Raw genomic sequence first — 17,502 nt, 5'->3', positions numbered from 1 at the left:
CGGCACCGCCGGGTCGAAGCCGACCCGTACCGGCGCGGCCCGCCCCCCGCACACGGCGGGCCTCCAGAGCGCCGAGCACGTCCCGGGAGGCGGGGCAGGGCCCGTCGGCCACCGGCACCTCGCGCGAACCGCCCGGGTGGCGGACGGTCAGGGGAGTGCCGGGTGCCCCCGCCACCGGGGTGACCTCGGCCGCCCGGCCCTCCCGGCCGCCCGGCCCTCCCGGCCGCCCGGCCCTCCCGGCCGCCCGGCCCTCCCGGCCGCCCGGCCCTCCCGGCCGCCCGGCCCTCCCGGCCGCCGGGGCAGTACCGGTACCCGGTGACCGGATCGATCGCGGGTTCCTCAGCCGGCCGCCGGCCGCGGGGTGGTCTGCTGCACGGCCCACCCGTTGCCGTCCGGATCGGAGAAGTACACGAAGGAGCCCCACGGCATGTCCTGGATCTCCGTCACCTCCACGCCCCGGCCGCGCAGGTCCGCGTAGGCCTCCTCGATGTCGGCGACGACCACCTGCATGTTGTCCAGGGACCCCGGGACCATCCGGGTGAGCCCCTTGCCGATGGCGATGGAGCAGGCCGACCCGGCCGGGGTCAGCTGGACGAAGCGGATCTCCTCGCTGACGGTGACGTCGTGGTCGGCGTGGAAGCCGATCCGTTCGTAGAAGGCCTTGGCCCGGTCGACATCGGTGACCGGGACGGCGACCAGTTCGAGCTTGACGTCCATGACGGGCTCCCCTCGGTAGCGGACCGGCCCGGCGCCGAGGCGGCGCGCGGGCCCTCCGGCATCATGCGCCCGGGGCCGCCGCCGTGCCGCCCGCCTGGGCCGGGCGGGGGCCTTCCGTTTCGCGCGCGGCGAACTGCGTGCGGTGCAGCTCCTCGTACCGGCCGCGGGACGCCAGCAGCTCCTCGTGCGTTCCGCGTTCCACGATCCGGCCCTCCTCGACGACGAGGATCAGATCGGCCGCCTGCACCGTCGACAGCCGGTGCGCGATCACCACGGCGGTCCGGCCGGCCAGCGCCTCGGCGAGGGCCTCCTGGACCGCCGCCTCGGAGGTGGAGTCCAGGTGGGCGGTGGCCTCGTCGAGGATGACCACCCGCTGCCGGGCCAGCAGCAGCCGGGCGATGGTCAGCCGCTGCCGTTCGCCGCCCGACAGCCGGTAGCCGCGCTCCCCGACGACGGTGTCCAGGCCGTCCGGGAGGGAGGCGACGAGCCCGTCCAGGCGGGAGCGGCGCAGGGCCTCCCAGATCTCCTCCTCGGTGGCCGTCGGCCGGGCCAGCAGCAGGTTGGCCCGTACCGACTCGTGGAAGAGGTGCCCGTCCTGGGTGACCATGCCGAGCGTCTCGCGGATGGAGTCGGCCGTCAGGTCCCGTACGTCGACCCCGCCCAGACGGACCGCGCCCGCGTCGGCGTCGTACAGGCGGGGCAGCAGCTGGGCGATCGTCGACTTCCCGGCGCCGGACGAGCCGACGAGGGCGATCATCCGGCCGGGCTCGGCGCGGAAGGACACCTCGTGCAGTACCCGGGCGCCGCCCCGCGCGTCCAGGGTGGCCACCTCCTCCAGGGAAGCCAGGGAGACCTTGTCGGGGGAGGGGTAGGCGAAGGACACGCGGTCGAACTCCACCGCCACCGGCCCGTCGGGCACCCGGCCGGCGTCCGGCTTCTGGTCGATCAGCGGCTTCAGATCGAGGACCTCGAAGACCCGCTCGAAGCTGACCATGGCGCTCATCACCTCCACGCGGGCCCCGGCCAGCGCGGTCAGGGGCGCGTACAGCCGGGTCAGCAGCAGGGCGAGCGCGACGACGGAACCGGCCTCCAGGGTGCCGCGCAGGGCGAAGTGTCCGCCGAGGCCGTAGACCAGGGCGAGGGCGAGCGCGGAGACCAGGGTGAGCGCGGTGATGAACGCCGACTGGGCCATCGCCGTACGGATCCCGATGTCCCGCACCCGGGCCGCGCGCGCCGCGAACTCGGCGGACTCGTCGGCGGGCCGCCCGAACAGCTTGACCAGGGTGGCGCCCGGGGCGGAGAAGCGTTCCGTCATCTGCGTGCCCATCGCGGCGTTCAGCGTCGAGGCCTCGCGCTGCATCGCCGCCATCCGGGCACCCATCCGCCGGGCCGGCAGCACGAACACCGGGAGCAGCACCAGGGCCAGCAGGGTGATCTGCCAGGAGATGGTGAGCATCACCCCCAGCGTCAGCAGCAGCGTCACCGTGTTGGAGACCACCCCGGAAAGGGTGTTGCTGAACGCCCGCTGGGCCCCGATCACGTCGTTGTTCAGGCGGCTGACCAGCGCGCCCGTCCGGGTCCGGGTGAAGAAGGCCACCGGCATCCGCTGGACGTGGTCGAAGACCGCCGTCCGCAGATCGAGGATCAGGCCCTCGCCGAGGGTGGCCGACAGCTTGCGGGTCAGCAGCCCGAGCCCGGCCTCGGCGACCGCGATCACCGCGATGAGCAGGGCGAGCCGGGTGACGGCCGTGCTGTCGCCGCCCCGCACGATCGCGTCCACGATCCGGCTGGCCAGCAGCGGAGTGGCCACGGCGAGGAGCGCGCCCACCACGCTGAGCAGCAGGAAGAAGGCCAGCCCGCGCCGGTGCGGGCGGGCGAAGACGGCGATCCGGCGCAGGCTCGCACGGGAGAGGGGGCGCTTGTCCTGTTGGGCGTTGATCGCGCTGTGCAGCGAATGCCAGGCGGTGACTTCCATGTCCATGTGCGCCACGCTAGAACCTCAACCGGACTCCAGGTCAAGGAACCGGTCAGGAAGCCGACGCGGGGCAACCGGTCCCGGAAGCCCCGGCGGGGCAACCGGTCCGAAAGCCCTGGCCGGTGTGCCAACTCAAGCCCGGACCAAGGATGTTCGCAACCCTCGCACCCGGCCGCCCACCGGTGGCATCATCGGGTGATGACGCAGGCATCACCGCCCGCCCGCCCGTACCGACCCACCGCGGACACCGTCCTGCGGCGCTTCGAGGAATTTGCCCGCGAGGCTCCCGACGCCCCCGCCGTCCTCCACGGCCCGGAGGAACTCTCCTACGGCGAACTCGACGCGCGGGCAAACCGGCTGGCCCACCACCTGCTGGACGGGGCCCTGCCCGCGGGCGGCCTCGTGGCCATCGCCGTGGGTGCCCGGCCCGCACTCCCCGTCTGCCTCCTCGCCACCCTCAAAGCGGGCGGCACCTACACCGTCGTCGCCGAGGACGACCCGCGCACCGCCCGCGGCATGCTCGCCGCCCTGCCCCCGTACCTCCTGCTCACCGACACCGGCACCGACCGCCGGGCGCCCGGCCTCGGCCTGTCCGAGGGGCGGCGGACCGTCGCCCTCGACGAGGAGGCGGCCCGGATCGCCGCGCGACCCGCCACCGCGCCCGTCCGCACCGCCGAGGACCGCGACGCCGCGATCCTGTTCACCGGCACGGCCCGGCCCCGCCCGGTCCGCGTCGGCCACGAGCTGCTCCTCGCCGCCCACGACAGCTGGGCCGAGGCCGCCCGGCTCACCCCACGCGACCGCCACCTGTTCACCGGCGGCCCCGACATCACCGCCTTCGCCGCCGGCTGGACCCGCCCCCTGTGCTCCGGAGGCGCCCTCGTCCTGCCCGAGGGCGCCGGGCGCGGGGCCCACGACGTCCTCGACGCCGTCCGGGAACGGCGCGTCAGCGTCCTGCACACCGACCCGGCGACCGCCGTGGAGCTCATGGTCCGCGACGACCGGCCCGCCCCGCTCTCCGTCCCCCGGCCCCGCCGCGAACCCGACCCCGCCTTCGCCGACGTGCGGCTGCTCACCATCACGGGGGACCGGCTCTACCTCGACGAACAGGCCGCCCTCCAGGACCGGTTGCGCCCCGGCGCCCGCGTCCTCAACGTCTACGGCCCGACCGAGACCGCCGGCGCCGGGACCTCCTTCGAACTCCCTCAGCTGCCCGCCCCGCTGGACACCCCCGAGCGGATCGCCCTCCTCGGCACGCCCTTCCCGGGCTTCCGCGCGGACCTGCGCGACGGGGAGCTCCTCCTCACCCCGCCCGGCGGCGACACCGTCGCGACCGGCGACCTCGCCGTCCTGCGCCCCGACGGGCTCCTGGAGTTCGGCGGGCGGCTGCGGGACCGGATCACCCTGGACCACGGCGGCCGCCTCGACCCGCACACCGTCGAGTCCCGGATCCGCACCCACCCCGCCTTCGGCGCCGCCGTCGTGGCCCGGGTGACCTCGGGGACCCGCGTACGGCTCGTCGCCTACGTGGCCCCGCCCCCCGGCGACCCCCTGTGGCTCCGGGGTGCGGACCAGGTCGGCCCGGAGACCCTGACCGTGCACCTGGAGCGGACGACGAGCCCCGCCGAAACGCCGGCCCGGCTGGTCCGGCTGCGCGCCCTGCCCCGTACCCGGGCCGGTCAGGAGGACCGGGCGGCGGTGCCGTTGCCCGCCAAGGACCGCCCGCGGGTGGCCCCGTCCGCGCCCGGTTCCGCGAGCAGCGGCAAGTCGGGCTCCGCCGGGGCGGAGACGATGTCGGCCGGCTGCGCCGCGGGCTGCCTCGCCCTGCCGCTGACCGGGGCGGCCATGCTGCTCACCTCGGTGCTGTGGCCCGGATCCACCGACCTCACGGGGGTGCCGGCCCCGTGGTCGTTCCTCTTCTTCGTCCTCTACGTGTGCGAGAGCGCCGCCTTCGCGGCCGGCGTGCTGTTCCTGTTCGGCGGCCGCGAGCGGATGCTCCGCCAGGGCCGGGGACGGGCGCTGACCACCGCGGCCCACCTGTCGGCGTCCTACCTGCTGCTCGCCTGGTGGCCGCAGGACAACCTCTACCGGCTGGCGGCCAAACACGACTGGCCGCGCCAGGCCGCCCTCGTCTACACCTTCAACGTCCCGCTGATGATCGCGGGCCTGATCGTGGCCTGCCACCTGCTCCGCAGGCCGCGCTCGCCCTTCGACTTCGAGGACTGACCGGACGGATGACGGCCGGGCCGGGCGACGGCCCGGTCCGCCGCGTCGGAGAAGTCCGCGAACCCCGCCCCGACCGCGAGGGCCCCCGCCCGCACCAGCGCCTCGGCCGCGTCCAGCGCCCCGCCGTCGCGCGCGGCCAGCAGCACCCCGATCCAGGGCGCCGGATCGAAGGCCCCGGTCACGATGGCCGGCACGAACACCGCCCCCGACCCGGCGCAGGCCTGCGCGAGGTCCGCGCAGAGCAGCTCCACCTGCCCCTCCGGCAGCCGCGCGCCCAGCTCCACCCGGTCGACGATCCGTACGAGGTGCCCCGCGCCCCGCAGCACGTCCAGCCGGGCCGCCACCATGAAGGCCACCGAAGGGCCGGTGAGCCTCAGGTTGGCCTCGGTCGGCGCCGGCCGCCCCACCGCGTCGACCACGAAGTCCACGTCGAACCAGCCCCGGTAGCCCGAGGCCGCCAGCTCCCGCCCCACCGCCGCCCCGAAGGCCCGCAGCGGCTCCTCCAGGGCGGCGGGCACCACCGCGGGACCCACCGTCGCGCCCCGGTACGCCCCGTCGCACACCTCCATCACCGCCGCCCCGACCTCGTGCGGGCGGCCCCCACCGTCCACGAACCCGTCGTACGTCAGGTCCCGCGGGCCCCGCGCGGGGGCCTCCACGTACTCCTCCACCAGCAGCGGCCCGCGCGGCAGCCCGCGCAGGGCCGCCCGCGGCCCGCCCGCCGCCCGGACCAGCGCGGGCGTCAGCACCCTGGTGCCCGAACCCCCGACGCCGTGCTCCGACTTGAGCACCGTGCCCAGCCCCGCCCGCGCCCGCGACGCCACCGTCCGTACGGCCGCCCACCGGTTCGCCGCCCGCCACTGCGCGGGCAGCGTGATCCCCGGGTGCCCGCCGCCCTCCAGGATCCGGGCGAACAGGGCGTGCGCCGCCGACTTCGACTCGTAGCGCAGCTCCCGCGGCCGCCACGGCAGCCCGGCGAGCCGCCCGTACGGCTCCGTCCGGCCCCACGGTACGAGGGGCAGCCCGCGCCCCGTCACCCGGCGGGCCAGCTCCGGTCGGGACCGCACGGCGTCCGACAGGCCCGCCTCCCGCTCGGCCAGCCCGTCGTGGACCTCCACCTCGGGGCCCCAGCCCAACTGCCGTCCCACCAGCCGGATCCATCCCGGCGGCACGGCCCGCGGCAGCACCAGGGCGGCCGGGTACGGGCTGTAGAACGCGGCGAGGCAGGCGTAGTCGTGCGCGGCCAGCGGCTCCCGGTCCACCGAGGCGTCGGCGAACTGGGCGTTGAACTCCGCCACGTTGCCCACGTGCACCGCCGGGACCCCGCCCGTCCAGGCCCGCGCCCAGGCGGCGAGCACCGTCGGAGCCACCTCGAAGCGCACCAGCCCCGGCGGCGACCCGGCCGCGGCCACCGCGCCCATCGCTCGGTAGAAGCCCGCCGCGTGCGGATCGGAGTCGATCAGCAGACGGCGCACGCCCAGCTCGGCGGCCCGGCCGAGGACGTCCCGGTACAACAGCCGCCCGACGCCCCGGCCGATGGCCGACGGCTCCACGAACAGCAGCCCGAGCCGCGCCATTTCCCCGTCCAGGGCCTCCAGCGAGGCGACGCCCAGCACGCGCCCGGCGCCGCTCTCGGCCACCGCGATCCGCCGGTCGGCGAGTTCGCCCTCGCGGACGGCCAGTTCCGGGGCGCACGCGGCGAGGAACCCCGCGTCGTAGCCCCAGTACGCCTTGGACCGCATGACCAGTGCGCTCAGCGCCGCCGCCTCCCCGTCCCGCGCGGCCCTGACCTTTGCCATTTCCTGACCTCCCCATGGTCCGGGGCGGGGCCGTGCGATACATTCGGCCTCCCCACGGCACGTGCTCGGCACATCCCTATCCCACCCACGCCCAGACAGGCTTCTCCATGAGCGACATCGTCAACGGACTCGGCCGCACGAGCGCCTACGGCGCCCTCGGGCTGGTCCTGCTGATCCTCGGCATCGTCCTGGTGGACGTGCTGACGCCCGGGAAGCTCCCGAAGCAGATCTGGGAGGAGCGCAACCGCAACGCGGCCCTCCTGCTCAGCTCCGCGCTGCTGGGCATCGGCGGCATCGTCTTCACCTCGATCTGGACGACGTACGACGACTTCGGCAAGGGCCTGCTGTCCACCGCGGCCTTCGGACTGCTGGGCCTGGTCCTGATGGCCGTGGCCTTCCTGGTGCTGGACCTGGTGACCCCGGGCAAGCTCGGCGCCATCGTCGTGGACCCGGAGCCGCACCCGGCCGTCTGGGTCACGGCCTCCTGCAACCTCGCCGTCGCCGCGATCGTGGCGGCGTCCATCGCCTGACGACCCGTACGGGACGACGAGAGCGCCGCTCCCCCAGGGGGAGCGGCGCTCTCGTCGTCCGCGGGCCCGGTGGGCGGGCGGGCCCCGCCGGCCGGGCCGGCGTCAGGCCAGGCCCAGCGCGAACACCGCGAACCCGGCCGCCAGCAGCCCCGCCACGGTCCGCCGCACCACCGGGTTCCGGCGGCCGCCCGCCGCCGGCGGAGCCTCGAACCGGCGCGCGTAGCGGGCGATGACCACCAGCAGCACGGCGAACACCGGCATCCACGCCAGCCGGGCCAGGATCCACGCCAGGGTCTCGGGCGCCGTCGTCAACCCGGTCAACCCGCCGCCCCCGCCCGCGAACGAGGCGGGCACGGCCGCCGCCAGCATGGCGCTCTGGTGCCAGCACAGGATGGTCATCGCCGACAGGTTGACCACCACCACCGGCGCCCACAGGGCCGGCCGGGCCAGCAGCCGCGCCAGCCGGTCCCGCAGCAGCATCGCCGCACCCGACTGGGCCGAGGCCAGCGCCAGCACCAGCAGCGACGGCGGGTGCGAGTTGGTCCGGGCCTCACCCGGTACGCCGACCATCGACGCCGGGTAGTGGAACACCGTCAGCAGCACCGCGAACAGCACGCCCCCGCCGACCAGCAGCAGCCACGCCCCGCGCCGCCCGATCCGCCGTTCGCCCCACGAGACGCCGAGCTGGTACGCGAACATCCAGCCCGGCAGCACGTTTAGCACGGACAGCCAGGACGGCACCGCGTCGGACAGCGGCCCGTACCGCAGGAAGTCCACCACCGCGACCGAGGCCAGCAGCGGCGCCGCCGCCCACCCGCCGAACCGCCGGGCGGCCCGCACGCAGTACGGGGTCAGCGCGGTCACCCCCGCGTACACCCCGACGAACCACAGCGGCTGGATCACCAGCGTGGCCCCGGTGCGCAAGGTGGCCTCCGGTACGCCGGCCGCGTACAGGGCGGGCGCCGCGAGCGCCCACACTGCCGTCACACCGAGCACCGGCCGCCCCAGCCGGACCATCCGTCCCTTGAGCCAGGCTCCGGTCGAACCGGTGCGCCGGTGGAAGGACAGCACCGAGGCGTAGCCGCCGACCAGGAAGAAGATGCCCAGCATCTGGAGCACCCAGCTCGCCGGCGCCAGGGCGCCGAAGGCGGACAGCGGACTGGCGTTGTGCAGCCCGCCCTCCGGGTCGAGGGTGAACCCGCCGAGCAGCCAGTGCCCGGTCGGCACGGCCAGCAGGGCCAGGGCGCGCAGACCGTCGACGGCCCGGTCCCGGTGGGCGGGGGTCCGGCGGTCGATCCGCGCGGCGGTGTCCGACAGCCGGGTCAGCGCGGCGTTGTCCGACAGTCGGGCCGGCGCGCGCGGCGTACGCGTCGCGCTCACCGGAGCTCTCCCTTCGCGATCGCGGCGAAGGCCGCCAGCGAACGGGTGCCGGCGGCGAAGTAGCCGGTGTGGCCCTTCACGTCGCCGGCGGGCACCCTACGGGCGCCGAAGGCGGGTGCGGTGGGGTCGGCGCCGTGCCCGAGCCCGGCGAACTCGACGTTGGGCACGTTCGCGATCCAGTCCGAGGGCCCCCGGGCCGCCCAGACGCGGGCACCCGTCCCCAGACCGGCGGCGTCGTCCACGCGCATCCCCGGGGAACCGAACACCACGATGTCGGCGGCGTCCGTGTGCCGGGCCGCGATCCCGCACACCACCGAGCCGTAGCTGTGGCAGAACAGCACCGGGTCGGGCGCCCCGACCGCGTCGAGCCCGGCCGTGAACCGGGCCAGCCGCACCGCACCGGCCTCCGCGAGCCGGCCCTCCGCCGCGTCGAGACCGACCCCGACCGGCGTGGTGTAGCCCGTCCACGCGATGACCGCGGTGTCCCCGCCCGCCGCGGCCCGCAGCGCCCGGGCCATACCGGCCGGGCCGGTGTCGGGGGCGCGGGGGGCGTCGTGGGTGGTGGCGTCGTTGTCCGAACCCGGCACGATCACCGCGACGTGCGCGGCGTGCTCCGGGTCCCCGAACACCTCGGCGACCTGCCCGCGGCCGCGCGGGTCGAAGGCCAGGATCCGGCGGCCCGGAGAGGCGAGGGAGGCGTAGCGGGCCTCACCCGTGGCGAGGACCGCGAGCCGGTTGGCCTCGTACCGCAGGGGGAGCGGAGCGCCGTCCAGATTGCCCACCACCAGCGGGTGGGAGCGTACGAGTTCCCGTCGCCCGGTCTCGTCCAGCCCGGCGAAGAAGCGGGCCACCTCCCGGGGCGTCGTGGACGCCGGATCGGGCAACGGCCGGCCGCCCACCGAGGCGGCCCGCCAGGCGGCGGTGCCCGGGGGCGGCCCGGTGACCGCACTCTGGCTGTCGGCGGCAGCCCACCCCGCGGTCCCCGCCACGATGGCCACCGCCAGCGCGGCCGTGGCCATCGTCCTTCCGAAGCGGCGCATGCCCCTTCTCCCTTCCTCGTGACGAGCCACGTGACGAGCCCCGTGACGAGGAGGAAGGTAGGAAGGAGGTACCCGACGGCACGTCGGACCGGGGAGCCAACCGGCATGTCATACCCCGGTAGGGGGTGGAGGAGACGGCATCCTTCCGCGTCTTTCCCCAGGTTTCCGGGGACTTCTGTCCCCCGTGTGTCCCCCGCGTCCCCCTACAGGGCATGCAGACGAGGGACAGGCCTCGATGTGTTGAGGAACCCGCATCTTGAACTGCGGAAACACATTGAGATGACCAGCGCACTCAGTTCGCGGCTCTTGCAAGAGCCCGAGGGTATTCGGGTTTCACGAGGGCAGGATCATCCGTTGTTGGGCGGCGTCCCAGGTGCATTCGGAGTACAGGCGGTTGTAGTCGTGCTCGGCCCCTTCATCGCTGGCGTCGCAGGGTTCGGCTCGGCCGGCCACGGCTCGGTAGTAGAAGCCGTACTCCTCGCACTCGTCGGTGCCGGGCCGGCGGCCGGACCAGATGGTGAGGCAGGTGATGCCCGGGTGGCAGGAGCCGCACTGGAAGCCGGTGAGCGCGCAACGGGCGACTTCGCAGTAGTCGGTGTGCAGGGTGCCGGGTTGCGCTCTGCCGGCGACGACTCAAGAAACACCGGTCATGATCCTGTTACGAGCTCTTAGTGACGATCTCCGCAAGCTTCGACATGGCGTCCATGGCGGTTCTCACCCCGTCTTCCATCTCGTCAAGCGACGTGTCGAACAGGCGGACCCGCTCGTCGTGTGTCAGGGGTTTCGCACCCCTGCTCGTACTCAACGCGTCCTTGCAGTCCTGGCTCCCGCGCTGGAGTCGGCGCAGTCCCTGGGAGTAGATCTGCTGTATGTCCCTGAGGGGAATCGGGAAGAACTTCTGCATCGTGGAGATCTGCTGATCGAGGTCCCCGCAAAGCTGGTGGATCTGCTCGTCCGTACTGGTTTTGCTGGTCAGGGCGTCGCCGATTGCGCCGAAGGCGTAGCCGATGGCCTCATCGCGGTCCAGGCCGCCCATGGCGAGCCATGCCCTCGCCTGCCATCGCTGTATCTCGGCACTCGTCCGTGCCGGAGGGGGCGTTTGAAGTCCGGCAGGACTGTCGGCTGGTGTGGGGATGCTGCGCGGCGGGTCGAGGATGTCCGTCTGGGCCACGATGCCCAGGAGAGCGCCGGGAAGGCCCAGGGCGAGCACAGCGCTTCGCCTCAGCAGCGGACGCCAGGTCCGCCTGCCCGGCGGAGGGGGCACCTGGGACGGCGAGGGATGCGGCGGAGCTGCTGATGCGGGTCGCGGCACGGCGGACGGTCGTACTCTCAGACGGAGTCTCCGAATTGCCCGGCCAAGGCCGGCACCGGCCAGGGCCGCGAACGCGGAGAGGAAGACAGTAACGGCAAGCGACTGAGTGGCCATCAGTTTCACGGCAGTCAAGCCGTTGGCTGGGATCCAATGGCACCGGTTTCCGTACATGTTCGACGGGCCGAGGCAACCGTCCGCGGAACCCAGTAGGTACAAGGCGGCGTATGCCGTGTACTGCAGCACCTGGGTGGCGAGCAGCGCACGCAGCAGCCAGTAACTTCGGGAAACCCCTGCGACCATGGCTGCCGTGATCGCACAGGCCCCGCAGAGGGCCAGCATCTGCCCCCACATGAGGACGGTTCCGTACGCGCCCGCTCGCTCCATGATGGCCGCAGGTCTCCGTGAACGCAGCGCAAAGGCCACCGCGAGGAAGCCCAACGCGCACAGGAGCCCGCCCGCGAATCCTGTCGCAAGCATCCTCCGCAGGCGAAGGCCGACCCTCCTGCCGCGCACATAAGGCAGCAGGGGGACGAGTGACATCATGAGCGCCGCGATCCCGGGAACGGTCTCGTGCGGCAGCAGCAGGATGTGCCACAGAGTGTCGATCACCGATAACTCGTGCGAGAAGTCCTGCCACGGGCCCGTGAATGTGTCATTGATCCACTCAGCCACCCTTCTGTCGTTGTCTGCGTAGCCCAATGACAGCAGAGAACCGTTCTTCTCCCACCAGAGCAGCCCGGCCCACAGCTGGAACAGCGTGGCAAGGAAGTTCAGGGCTATCGCTACGGCGCGTGGTCCCGCCCCTTTCAAGGTGAGCGTCATCCGGTGAAACTGCGCCGACCAGACCGCGGGTACCACGGCAACAAGTACCAGCCACACCATGTACTGCGGCTGACCGACCAGCCATACAGAGGCGGTGTTGCCACCGACGACAAAGACGCCGACTGCCAGACCCACACCCAGCCATAGTCCGGCGCGGACGCCGGGCCCAGAGCCCTGTCGGGTGGACCTGGCAGGGACGAGGACCAGGGCGGGTGCGGCCAACAGCGCAGTGAGAAGTGACGGGATGGCTGATCCGCCAAGGCCGGGTGCCGCATTGAGCTGCCGGACAAGGAGCCACGCCGCCACTCCGACGAGCAACATGTCAAGGGAGCCAGGGTCCGACATCCGCCCGGGTCGTGCCAGGACGCGCCGACGCTCGGCCCAGTCCGGATGGGTGCGCAGCAGCGTGGTGAGGCGCCGTAGCGGGGCCGCCACCGGCCCCGAAGGATCGGGGTGGTCCCAGGCCGCCGGGTTTGCTCCCCAGCTGACCGCTTGCAGATCGGCGTGGAGTTCCCGGCGGCGCAGGAGGTTCGCGCGGGCCAGGTGCACTATCGCCACGAGCAGGAGTCCGGAGAGAAGGTACCGGGCGACGTTGGAGACCAGCGCAGGCCGGAAGGCGGATGCATCGCCCGACAAGGGTGAGCTTCCTGTGTCCAGCAGGCTGATGACGAGGAGGCCCCCCTCTCGGAGAAGGTAGGGAAGCAGGGCGACCACCACGCAGGCGCGCCACAGGGCGGTACTGCCGTATGCGAAGTCCACGTCGTGGTTGCGGATGTGGGCGAGTTCGTGCAGGACGACGGCTCGGAAGCCGTCTGGGTCACTGGCTCGGCGCACGATCAGGCCTGTGTGGAGGCATACGGTGTAACGGCCGGCGCGGCCGTAGGCCACTGCGCCCGCGGTCGTGCGGGTCGGGTCCTCTCTGAAGCGCACACCCGGGCCGACTTCGCTGAGGACACTCAGTTCGGCGAGTTCGGCCGCAAGAGTCGCATCGTCCACCGGCCGGGTACGCGCATCCCGAAAGCGTGGCAGCAGCCAGACGTAGACGACAACCGCGGCGACCACCAACCCGAGGACCGCGATGACAAGGCCCGCAGCGCTTACCCGCGACGGCGGCACCCGAGAGAGACACTCGTCCAGGGCGGAGGAATAGCGGCGCCCGGTGAGAGTCAGATTCTCGAGATCAACCCTGCTCGGGTCCATCCCGGCGGCCAGAAAACAGCCGAGGCTGCTGTCAGAGAGGCGGTCGCTGCTCGACTTCAGCATGACGCTGAGCATGGCGACGCTCGACGCGACGGCGAGGGTGATGAGGAGGACGAAACGCAGTCCTGTATCGATGACACCGGAGCGCAGGAGTCGGGGCAGCCGCGTCAGCACGGATCAGGTGGGGTCGGCGGAGTCGGGGTCGGCGTCCGGTCCTGAGCATGTCTGCGAACCTGTCGTAAGCGGCTCCGTCACCAGCTGGGCTATCACCGCGTCCGCCAGTGCTTCGGCCTCGGTCTGGCTCATGCCCTGCGACACCGCACGCTCCAGGATGCGCTGCCGTATGCGGGTCAGTTGAACGGCGTCCAGTTCCCTCAGCTCGGCGGGCGGTGCGCCCGCCCCTCTTCGTAAGAGCCTCCGTAGCAATCGTCGGCACCGGGCGGCCGCACTTTCGGTGACGAGATCGACGCCATGCCGCGCAACCTGGTCGAGCGCCAGCCAGACGATGGGGGTGACCAGCGCGGAAGCTTCAGCAAGGCCGAATCCGAGCGGCTCCTTGCGTCGCCCCCGACCGGCGAGGATCCGCACTGCTCTTTCGTCGTCGAAGCGAAGCATGCCCTCTACGAGGGGCAGTTCGTGCGGCGCATGCTCCGCCACCACCGCACGCACCACATCACGCACGCTGACCATGGTTCCGTCCCCCTCTCCTGCGGCGCCTCCGTCCCCCGTGCCAGCCGCAGAGTAATGAGAGTATGCAACGCCGGTCTTGCCGTGAGAAGACGCCTCGCAGCTGGGTGCCGACGGCGACAGCGGCTTCTGGACACAGGGGCTCCGCCCAGGGCATGTCCGGTCGGTTCAGGCGCCGACTCGGTGCCCCTGGCCGGTGCACACGGCCGCTCCGCTGCCAGTCGCTGCCCGGTAGCCTGCTCGTATCGGTGAACCTGCGGATGGCCGAGGCGCCAGCAGCGTCGTCCGCATCCCGTGTTCGAGAGGGTCTCCCATCGTCCCCAGCACGGGGTGCGGACCGTGCCGCCGACACCTCGGTTCCCCTTGTCGGCCCAGTACGGGATGCCGGCCTCAGTGAGGGCGTCGACGATGCCGTGTTCGCGGGCCGCGCGGACATCGTGGACGGCGCCGGGCAGAGCCGGTGATGCCCACAGCAGCCGGCTGAAGGGGTCGGCGATGACCTGCACGTTCATCCCGTGTCCCTTGTACTTGCCGGAGTAGAACGGCCGGTCCGCGGCGGTGCGGTCGATCGGCAGGAGTGTGCCGTCCAGGAGCATGTACGCCTTCGTCGGGGCGGCGCGGACGGCGTCGGCCAGGGTGGGTGCGAGGGCTGCCAAGAGGTCGGCGGTCTCATTGAGCGTTTTCAGCTTCGCCGCTCCAGGGTGACACCGTGGCCCTCGTTTGAGCCCTGGAAGCTCCGAGGCTGGGCCCGCCAGGCACGGTCGATTGTCTGTGAAAAGTTGAGGGCGGTCACTTCGCTGAGGGGACGGCCCTGCGCTTCGGGGCGGAAGATGATCACGGGAAGGGCTGGAACGCATGCTCGAAGTACCATCCCTGCAAGGTTCTCCGGCCGGTCTTCCCAACCTCCGCAGTGGCGTAGTCGGACGGAGACATCCCTGTAGAGAGGGCAGAGGGCGATGAGTGTGGCTGAGAGTTGGTCGCGTGTGATGAGTCTTCTTCGGGAGCACGCGCCGGCCGATCACGCGGATCTGCCGGGGCCCGCTACGGAGCAGATGCTCGCGGCAGCCGAGGAACGGATGGGGATCTCCCTTTATGGGGACCTGCGGACGTGGCTGTTGCAGAACAGTCTGGATCTGCCGGAGGAAGACGTCGACGACGACGTGATGTGCTGCGGCTTCGACGGGTTCCCCGACGAGGGAAGCTTCTTTCTGGGCATCCGGGCGATTGAGAGGCTCTACGCGAACCGCTCCGTGTCCGGTGGATTCGACCCTCCGGACCAGCCGGACTACCCGTTCTGGCGTAACGAGTGGATCCCGTTCCTGTCGGACGAGGACGGCTGGATGGGAAAGTTCGTCGATGTGCGGGACGGGCGCGTCGGTAGATGGTTCGTGGGGGAGCCCACGGTCACGGGCGAGTACGAATCGATGGCCCAGTATTTCGACTCCGTAGCGGAGAGGCTGACGAGGATCGCCGAAGGAAGCTTCCCGGTCTGTCGGTTCACCGAAGGTCGACTTGCCTGGTCGTGAGACGGCTCCTAACTGGATGGCGGCCATTGCCGATCCGTCCTCGCCCTGGAACGGCGATGAGATTCATCAGCGCTGACGTTCCAGGGTGAGGATGGCAGCGGCGACGGCGGTCATGCGGTTGGGACTGCAGCGGGCTCTACGGAGGATTCGCCAGGACTTCAGTCGCGCGATGCTTTGTTCGACCAGTGCACGTGCTGCTGACAGGGCCGGGTTGATCGTCTGCTGGGTCGCTGTGAGGTCCTGATGAGGGAGCCGTCTGATCGGTGTGGTCACCCAGGGGCCGGCCCCGATGTAGGCGCGGTCGGCGAGGATCGGAACTCCCTGGCGTTCGCAAAGCCGGATGATGCGGTGGGTGCGGGCCGCGGCCAGGTCATGGGTGCGGCCGGGCAGCGCGGGTGAGATCCACAGCAGCTTGCCGGTGGGATCGGCCACGACCTGCACGTTCACGCCGTGACGGCGGTGCTTCTGGGAGAAGTCGGCCCGGCTGTCGCCGACACGGTCGCACTCGGCGAGCGTCCCGTCGAGCAGGACGTAATCGGGATCGGTCTCCCGCAGGACACGCAGCAGTCCGGGCGCCCGGCGGGACAGGTGGCCGACGACGGCCGTGACGTAGGCGTGGGCGGTGCCGACGGATATCCCGAAGCCCGCGGCGATCTGTGCGAGCGTGTCGTGCCGGCGTAGGTAGACCAGGCCGACGAGGCTGCGCTGGTGGGGCGGCAGCTTGCAGCGTCGGTCACCCTCACGGGGGTGACGATGAGCATGGATGCCCACTCGACCAGGGCGTGAGGCAGGTCGAGTGCAGCGGGATGGGGAACCAACAGGGCTCCTGTGCCAATGGGTTGAGACGTCGAACACCTCCCTCAACGGCGCGGGAGCCCTGTGCGTTGCGGTCCTCATCCTGACTCGGCCAGGGTCACTCGATCAGTGGCCACTCTGAACACGATTGCCTGAGCTGGCAGCAGACGAGCGGTGGCAAGATGACGGCTTCGACCACCCCGAGAGGCCGCCCTCGTGCCCACCCCCACTGACTACCTGGCCCTTGCACATACAGAGAGGGACAGCTCTGCCCTGCAGCGTCTCGCGCAGTGCCCGTACCCCTTTGTCTGGCAGGCCCTGGCAGCCAATCCCCATACCCCGTCCGCCGTCCTCTCTGACCTGAGCGCAGCCCGCGACAGTGTCTGGAACGACAACAGGCTTCTTCACCTGCTGGCGGAACATCCTTCCGCGGACTCCATCGTTCTTCGCGCTGTCCTCGATGCCGTGGCGGCGAAGCTCGACGAGGGCGAGCGGCCCTACGCAGCCGTGCTGGCACTCGCCGGCCGTCTGGAGCTTGAGGCGGAGGAGGTGGCCAGACTCGGGACGCTTCGCGGGGCCTCTGCTCGTCTACGCCGCCGGCTGGCCTTGCGACTCAGCCCCCGCATCTGAATCGTCTCGCTGATCACGATGTGATGATCTTGGTATGGCTGGTGTGATCACGGCGTCGGAGCCGTCCTGGATAGCCCCGTTCGCCGGACTGAGCCCTCATGCCTTCGGAAAGCTGGTGACGGTTCTGCGGCGCAAGGGTGCGGACGCCGTCCGCAAGGGTCGGCCCTGGAGTCTTCCGCTGGAGGACCGGGCCCTGCTGGTCGCGGCCTACTGGCGCACGAACCTCACCATGCGGCAGCTCGCCCCGCTGTTCGGGGTGTCGAAGTCGGCGGCGGACCGGATCATCGACCACCTCGGGCCGATGCTCGCGCTCCAGCCCCGAAAGCGGTTCACCAAGGACACCGTGCTCATCGTGGACGGCACGCTGGTTCCCACCCGCGACCACTCCGTGGCGGAGCAGTCGAAGAACTACCGGTACTCCACCGCCCACCAAGTCGTCATCGACGCGGACACCCGCCTCGTTGTGGTGGTCGGCCAGCCTCTGCCGGGCAATCGGCACGACTCCCGCGGCTGGGAGGAGTCCGGCGCCAAGGCCGCCGTCGGCAACACCACCACGATCGCCGACGGCGGCTACCAGGGCACCGGACTGGTCATCCCGCACCGAAAGACGAAGGGCCAGAAGCAACTCCCGGACTGGAAAGGGGAACACAACCGGTCCCACAAGCAGGTCCGAGCACGCGTCGAGCACGTCTTCGCCCGCATGAAGACCTGGAAGATCCTCCGCGACTGCCGCCTCAAAGGCGACGGCGTCCACCACGCGATGCTCGGCATCGCACGGATGCACAACCTCGCCCTCGCCGGATAGGCCGGCGGTCCCGCACGACGGCCGACCTCACCCGAGGCGACCTAACGATCATTTACGG

Annotated in this window: 12 protein-coding genes and 2 pseudogenes; 5 read left to right on the top strand and 9 right to left on the bottom strand. The window is 71.9% G+C overall.

Features of this window, described 5'->3' with window-relative positions:
- Positions 1–339: 339 nt before the first annotated feature.
- The gene (locus OG295_RS01995) at positions 340–717 is read right to left on the bottom strand and encodes a VOC family protein (RefSeq protein WP_371675211.1); all 378 of its coding nucleotides are present in this window, start codon (positions 715–717) and stop codon (positions 340–342) included.
- 61 nt (positions 718–778) lie between these two features.
- A complete protein-coding gene (locus tag OG295_RS01990) occupies positions 779–2,698 on the bottom strand; it encodes an ABC transporter ATP-binding protein (protein ID WP_371675210.1) in 1,920 nt (639 codons plus the stop codon).
- A 192-nt stretch (positions 2,699–2,890) separates the two neighbouring features.
- Here OG295_RS01990 and OG295_RS01985 point away from each other — a divergent pair, with 192 nt between their 5' ends.
- Positions 2,891–4,918 (top strand): AMP-binding protein, encoded by a 2,028-nt coding sequence (locus tag OG295_RS01985; RefSeq protein ID WP_371675209.1) that lies wholly within the window; start codon positions 2,891–2,893, stop codon positions 4,916–4,918.
- Here the strand turns inward: OG295_RS01985 and OG295_RS01980 are convergent.
- Complete coding sequence (locus OG295_RS01980) at positions 4,825–6,717, bottom strand: GNAT family N-acetyltransferase (RefSeq protein WP_371675208.1); 1,893 nt, start codon at positions 6,715–6,717, stop codon at positions 4,825–4,827. The two genes, OG295_RS01985 and OG295_RS01980, sit on opposite strands and share 94 nt — an antisense overlap.
- Positions 6,718–6,824: 107 nt before the next feature.
- Between OG295_RS01980 and OG295_RS01975 the strand changes: the two genes are divergently transcribed.
- The gene (locus tag OG295_RS01975) at positions 6,825–7,247 is read left to right on the top strand and encodes a DUF350 domain-containing protein (protein ID WP_266846087.1); all 423 of its coding nucleotides are present in this window, start codon (positions 6,825–6,827) and stop codon (positions 7,245–7,247) included.
- Positions 7,248–7,349: 102 nt separating this feature from the next.
- Here the strand turns inward: OG295_RS01975 and OG295_RS01970 are convergent, their stop codons facing one another.
- The 5 genes and pseudogenes from OG295_RS01970 to OG295_RS01950 all read right to left on the bottom strand — a co-directional run.
- Complete coding sequence (locus OG295_RS01970) at positions 7,350–8,573, bottom strand: acyltransferase (RefSeq protein WP_371681076.1); 1,224 nt, start codon at positions 8,571–8,573, stop codon at positions 7,350–7,352.
- Between the two features lie 50 nt (positions 8,574–8,623).
- A complete protein-coding gene (locus OG295_RS01965; protein WP_371675207.1) occupies positions 8,624–9,667 on the bottom strand; it encodes an alpha/beta hydrolase in 1,044 nt (347 codons plus the stop codon).
- 658 nt (positions 9,668–10,325) lie between these two features.
- The gene (locus tag OG295_RS01960) at positions 10,326–13,175 is read right to left on the bottom strand and encodes a M48 family metalloprotease (RefSeq protein ID WP_371675206.1); all 2,850 of its coding nucleotides are present in this window, start codon (positions 13,173–13,175) and stop codon (positions 10,326–10,328) included.
- 3 nt (positions 13,176–13,178) lie between these two features.
- A complete protein-coding gene (locus tag OG295_RS01955) occupies positions 13,179–13,691 on the bottom strand; it encodes a hypothetical protein (RefSeq protein ID WP_371675205.1) in 513 nt (170 codons plus the stop codon).
- A gap of 296 nt (positions 13,692–13,987) precedes the next feature.
- Positions 13,988–14,359, bottom strand: a pseudogene (locus OG295_RS01950) (transposase family protein); the annotation flags it as partial.
- A 285-nt stretch (positions 14,360–14,644) separates the two neighbouring features.
- On the opposite strand from OG295_RS01950, the gene OG295_RS01945 reads away from it, so the two are divergent.
- Positions 14,645–15,214, top strand: coding sequence for an SMI1/KNR4 family protein (locus OG295_RS01945; RefSeq protein WP_371675204.1), 570 nt, complete (start codon positions 14,645–14,647; stop codon positions 15,212–15,214).
- Between the two features lie 66 nt (positions 15,215–15,280).
- Here the strand turns inward: OG295_RS01945 and OG295_RS01940 are convergent.
- Positions 15,281–16,032 (bottom strand): annotated as a pseudogene (locus OG295_RS01940) (transposase family protein).
- Positions 16,033–16,225: 193 nt separating this feature from the next.
- Here OG295_RS01940 and OG295_RS01935 point away from each other — a divergent pair.
- Both OG295_RS01935 and OG295_RS01930 read left to right on the top strand, forming a co-directional pair.
- Entirely contained in the window at positions 16,226–16,639 is a 414-nt protein-coding gene (locus tag OG295_RS01935; protein WP_371675203.1) for a hypothetical protein, read from the top strand.
- 34 nt (positions 16,640–16,673) lie between these two features.
- On the top strand, positions 16,674–17,444 hold the full coding sequence (locus tag OG295_RS01930) for a transposase (protein WP_371675202.1): 771 nt from the start codon (positions 16,674–16,676) through the stop codon (positions 17,442–17,444).
- The last annotated feature ends 58 nt before the right edge of the window (positions 17,445–17,502 follow it).

Source organism: Streptomyces sp. NBC_01276 (genome assembly GCF_041435355.1).
Lineage (GTDB): Bacteria > Actinomycetota > Actinomycetes > Streptomycetales > Streptomycetaceae > Streptomyces.
Note: the sequence above shows the minus strand (reverse complement) of the source record. Positions and strands in the feature narration are given on the sequence as shown.

Coding starts and splice junctions, on each gene's coding strand:
- OG295_RS01945 (WP_371675204.1), top strand. CDS start 14,645: ATGAGTGTGGCTGAGAGTTGGTCGCGTGTGATGAGTCTTCTTCGGGAG.
- OG295_RS01990 (WP_371675210.1), bottom strand. CDS start 2,698: ATGGACATGGAAGTCACCGCCTGGCATTCGCTGCACAGCGCGATCAAC.
- OG295_RS01980 (WP_371675208.1), bottom strand. CDS start 6,717: ATGGCAAAGGTCAGGGCCGCGCGGGACGGGGAGGCGGCGGCGCTGAGC.
- OG295_RS01985 (WP_371675209.1), top strand. CDS start 2,891: ATGACGCAGGCATCACCGCCCGCCCGCCCGTACCGACCCACCGCGGAC.
- OG295_RS01995 (WP_371675211.1), bottom strand. CDS start 717: ATGGACGTCAAGCTCGAACTGGTCGCCGTCCCGGTCACCGATGTCGAC.
- OG295_RS01930 (WP_371675202.1), top strand. CDS start 16,674: ATGGCTGGTGTGATCACGGCGTCGGAGCCGTCCTGGATAGCCCCGTTC.
- OG295_RS01975 (WP_266846087.1), top strand. CDS start 6,825: ATGAGCGACATCGTCAACGGACTCGGCCGCACGAGCGCCTACGGCGCC.
- OG295_RS01955 (WP_371675205.1), bottom strand. CDS start 13,691: ATGGTCAGCGTGCGTGATGTGGTGCGTGCGGTGGTGGCGGAGCATGCG.
- OG295_RS01965 (WP_371675207.1), bottom strand. CDS start 9,667: ATGCGCCGCTTCGGAAGGACGATGGCCACGGCCGCGCTGGCGGTGGCC.